General features: G+C 51.1%; 5 protein-coding genes and 1 pseudogene. 3 read left to right on the plus strand and 3 right to left on the minus strand.

Translation table 11 applies throughout. From position 1 onward, the window contains the following. The 3 genes and pseudogenes from ACP5J3_RS11425 to ACP5J3_RS11435 all read left to right on the plus strand — a co-directional run. A pseudogene (locus ACP5J3_RS11425) lies at nt 1-296 on the plus strand (ABC transporter ATP-binding protein); the annotation flags it as partial. A 91-nt stretch (nt 297-387) separates the two neighbouring features. Further along, nucleotides 388-2,517 carry a hypothetical protein gene (locus ACP5J3_RS11430; protein WP_428495806.1) on the plus strand — a complete coding sequence of 710 codons (2,130 nt, stop codon included), beginning with the start codon at nt 388-390 and terminating at the stop codon, nt 2,515-2,517. A 97-nt stretch (nt 2,518-2,614) separates the two neighbouring features. Next, nucleotides 2,615-3,091, plus strand: a complete 477-nt coding sequence (locus tag ACP5J3_RS11435) for a hypothetical protein (protein WP_428495807.1) — start codon at nt 2,615-2,617, stop codon at nt 3,089-3,091. Here ACP5J3_RS11435 and ACP5J3_RS11440 read toward each other — a convergent pair. The 3 genes from ACP5J3_RS11440 to ACP5J3_RS11450 all read right to left on the minus strand — a co-directional run. Beyond that, nucleotides 3,051-3,497 carry an AAA-associated domain-containing protein gene (locus ACP5J3_RS11440; RefSeq protein ID WP_014289687.1) on the minus strand — a complete coding sequence of 149 codons (447 nt, stop codon included), beginning with the start codon at nt 3,495-3,497 and terminating at the stop codon, nt 3,051-3,053. The two genes, ACP5J3_RS11435 and ACP5J3_RS11440, sit on opposite strands and share 41 nt — an antisense overlap. A 76-nt stretch (nt 3,498-3,573) precedes the next feature. Beyond that, nucleotides 3,574-3,867 (minus strand): translation initiation factor aIF-1A, encoded by a 294-nt coding sequence (locus ACP5J3_RS11445; RefSeq protein WP_263246635.1) that lies wholly within the window; start codon nt 3,865-3,867, stop codon nt 3,574-3,576. Nucleotides 3,868-3,907: 40 nt separating this feature from the next. Beyond that, nucleotides 3,908-4,251 (minus strand): type II toxin-antitoxin system VapC family toxin (locus tag ACP5J3_RS11450; RefSeq protein ID WP_428495808.1); only part of this gene is annotated, 344 nt, incomplete at its 5' end.

A 4,251-nucleotide genomic window follows, 5' to 3' on the forward strand; every position in this document is an offset into this window, starting at 1 on the left:
TGGAGCCCGAGGTCCTCCTGCTTGACGAGCCCTTCTCCGCCCTGGACCCGCTGACGGCGGAGAGCCTCAGATCTGAGCTGGTAAAGATCTGGCACGAGAACCTCTCCACGGTCCACACGGTAGTGATGGTGACCCACGCGGTGGACGAGGCTGTCTACATGGCTAATAGAATTGTTGTGCTGAGCGCCAGACCCGCCAAGGTGGTTGCCGACCTGCGCATCGACCTCCCATACCCCCGCAACAGGAAGAGCCAGGAATTCCAGAAATACCTAGACCAAGTCTACTCATATATATAAATTTGTAATACGGTACCAAGGATAGGAAATGGGCTGTATCATATAGAAAATTTAAAATAGGAAATTTAAAAATATCTCATTACATTCATTTGTGCTGAAAAGACTCATTCCAGTTGTGGCGCTACTGTTGGCTACGTTACTTCAAGCCCAGCAGTTATCTGAAGTGTGTCTTTCAGTAGCGGCGCTTGGGCTCGCTGGGCACCCCTCGCATATGTTAGGTGCCATGTGGTGGAACGGCACAGAATGGCTGTCAACGCCTCTATACGTGGAGGCAAAGGCAGTCTCCATTATATACATAAACGAGCTGAATAAGACAAATCCCTCAGTTGGCCGCGCTGTGGTACTCCCACCAGCTCTTGAGCCGGGCACCAAGCTGTGCATGTACCTACCCCGTAGAAACGCCACACGACCGCCAGGAATAATGCCAGATTTGGAGGGGATATACGCCTTGGTGCAAAGCGATGACCGTGCCACCTACCACATCTTCATAGCAACGACAATTCCGGCGGCTTCGCCCGATAACTTAACTAGCGCTAGGCTAAATGCTAAGATATTACAAAGACAAGTACATAAACCTGCAGGCAGGCGGATAACCAATCAGCCGCAGTCGCCGACAGTCGGAGAGATAGAGCCTCTATACAATAGCTACTACGCGACTACGGCAACCTACGATTATATGGGCGCTTTCAAACTAAAACAAACCGACAAGTACTACAAATATCCGTGCTTTGCGTCATCGTCTGTCGGAGGGACGATTCAGCTTCCTCCAAATACCTACGCGGCTGAGGTGGTGATAACGGCGGCCTCCACTATTCCATCTACAACTTTGTTTGGAGCTACGCATAACGTGTGGATAAGAGAAACATATCAAGACGGGTCTTCCTACACGATGGGCTACTCTGTATACCTCTCCCCATCGGCGCCATATGCCACAATTTACCATGTTTTTAAAAGAGGAGATGCCAAGACGGTAGAGATTAGCTTAGTGATTGCCGGCACACCACCAAACTATGAGTGTACTTTCGACGCCTTTGTGGTAATCTACGGGAGCGCATCAGGCTACTGGCAGAGGTTTCACGTAGTTTCATCTGACATAGCGACTGGCACTCTAAACGTGCCGCCGAGGGTCCAGAGATCTGATGGGTATTACTTGGTGTTTCCAGGCTATACGGTTCCACCTGGCGTGGCGTATTCAACCACATATCTAATAGGCTCATTAACTCTATGTGGTACTAGTAGAAACTATATAGATATATATTGGGGTACTACCTATGTGACGAGGGTATATGGGCAGTCGGCCTCAAGTGGCTGTTGGAGATATACAATAAACACGTGGATACCTCCATATGAAAACGCTAAGACGGGCGGATCCACCGACCCGATATTGGTAGGACCTATCGACGGTTATACTGTCACGGTATCTAACGCAAAGCTAGCGATATACGGCCTCTACAGGCCAGAGCCTAATAGATACACTTCGTATCTATGGAGAGACGGCGTGTTGCCATGGCTATACGCGGTGTACACAACACCCTTTTACGCCCAAAGAGTCGAGATCAAAATCTATGACAGAGGTCAAAACCCAAACACTGACAGTATGAGGCTTGCGGCGTATCTATCGCCATATCAAAATGGCGCTCTATGTCCCGGAGAGGCTTTTAAGATAAAGCTAGCTTTAAACGGCGGCGGGACTCAACTACGAGGTGGCAGCCCATCGCTATACGTACAAGGCGGTAGTACATATGATATTGTTTCGCAAATCCTAGGCTGGGTGGCTCAGCTTTTCGCTACGATGGGGAAGATTTTGGAAAAGATTGGTAACTATCTCAGCTGGTTACTACTGGCTGATCCGACTGTGAACGCTATAACTGGAAACACATATGCCCAGGTCAGTAATGATTATAATTATCTCGTTGTTTCAGTTAATGTAAATGTGTACGACACGGGGAAACCCATAGTGTTAACCATGCCCTTTGAATTGTCATTCCCGGGTAGTGGGGGAGACTACTCCATTAGCACTAAGGAGGTCTATATGTGTGGTAGGCTAATATACAGCGATTCCTCATCTATACCAGTTGCTCAGTACTACAAGCCGGTTAGCTTCATAAACATGTACGCCACCCAGTATGTAGATGTCTATAGAACATTTACCTGTGGCAAACAAGAAGATTTGAGTAATGTACCTGCTAGTTTACAGTGTAATGTTAATAATTATAGATAAGTTAAGAAATTTTGCCATTTTTTCTCTGATTTATTCTTTATTTAATTATCTCGTCTACCACTTTGTCGGTGGGTCGTGGCGACTTGCTTTGTACTCTGTGGGGTTTTTCTCGTTCTACGCGACTTATTTTGACTCATTGGTGGGGAGGCCCCTCTGGATGGTTCTGTACTTCGTGATGTATTTAGTGGCGCATCTAGGCGTTTTCTACGGATTTGCAAAGTCAGCAGTATACGTCGTGATGGTCATTATGTTACTTGGCCCGCTTCTCTACGGCAAGGGCCTCGGAAGACTGGCCTCTCTAGTGTTTTTCTGGGCTGGCGCTTTCGCAGGCGGTGTTGTAATAAACGTCTTGGGGCGGATATATCGCCTCGTGGTTCCTTATGCCTATGATATTCTCCCTACGGCGTTGCCGTCGCCGTTTGACATCCCGATGTATCTACTTGGTTACCTCATCCTCTGGCATATTCACTGTGTTGCGAAGAGGTGGGGTGGATCTGTTGAGTGTCCGAGGTGGAGGTTAGGATCTGGCGACGCTACGCCGGGATTACCCACTCGCCGTCGTCTATCTCTATGAGCTGGGCGAAGACGCCCCAGTTTATTATCCTCCTGGCTCCCACGTCGTCGTAGCCTTGTCCCTTGATGAAGTTTATAACCTCCTCCACCTCCGCCCTTCCGCCTTTCTTAACCATGTCTAGGAGGCTTGCAAATGGCTCGAGGTGCGCCAGCTTTTTCTTGAGGTGTTTCTGGAACTCCCTCACGGGCTTCTCCACGGCTAGGCGCCCCTCCGGCGTGAGCTCCAAGTCCCCCCCGTGGGCTTTCAAGAGGCCCAGCATCTCGGCGGCGTCTATGACGTGGGACAGCTCGCCCATGTCGGCGTCTACCGCGTCGTTGATATACATGGCGTCTGCCCTCCCGCCGAGGTTGTGGACCACCTTGAGGAGGCCTAGGACCTGGTCGACCCCCACCGGGGGGAACTTCACAGTATATGCCTCGTTGGAGTTTTTTAAACTTTCAGCACGCCGCTGCTCGTCACCGCTCGGCACTCCGAGCTCCTCGTCACGCGTAGCTGTCGAGACTATCAATAGCATCTGCGAAGCCCCTCCTCCTCAGCTCCTCTACGTCTCTCTTCTCGTACTTATGCACAATATCCCCCTTCTCCTTGTCGAAATCCCACAAGGCGACAATGACGTAGTCGCCGGCTTTGAGCCACAGCTTACGCCTAAGCCTCCCGGGAAGCCTCGCCACACGGATCTGGCCGTCGGCACAGATAACTTTAAACCTCCCGTCGCCCAGCATCTCGACCACCTTGCCCAAGACCTCCCCCTCTCCAGGTACGCGGAATTCAGACATAGAGCTCTACTGAGCCCACATTTAAAAAAATTCCGCAGATCTACGAGCCGTACTCCCTCACGTGCTTCACAAAATCCACACCGGCCCTCTTCACCACCTCTTGATCCGCAGTGTAGAGCTCGGCGCCCAGCCTCCTCGCCAGCGCCACGTACACCCCGTCGTATACCGAAAGCCCCCTCTCCAGGGCGAGCCTCAGCGCCTCGCCCGCCAGCCCCCAGTCGACATGATAAAGCTCAATGCCGGATCCCGCCAGTAGCTCCACCGCCTCCGCCACGTATCCCGCCTCCAGAAGCTCCCTAGCCACGTATTTACGCAACGCGTTTACCACTTCCACAACTCCTACAGACTGCATCGCCACCCGCACCACGCCTCTGAGGTGGTCAT

Source organism: Pyrobaculum sp., from assembly GCF_049971835.1.
Classification (GTDB): domain Archaea; phylum Thermoproteota; class Thermoprotei; order Thermoproteales; family Thermoproteaceae; genus Pyrobaculum.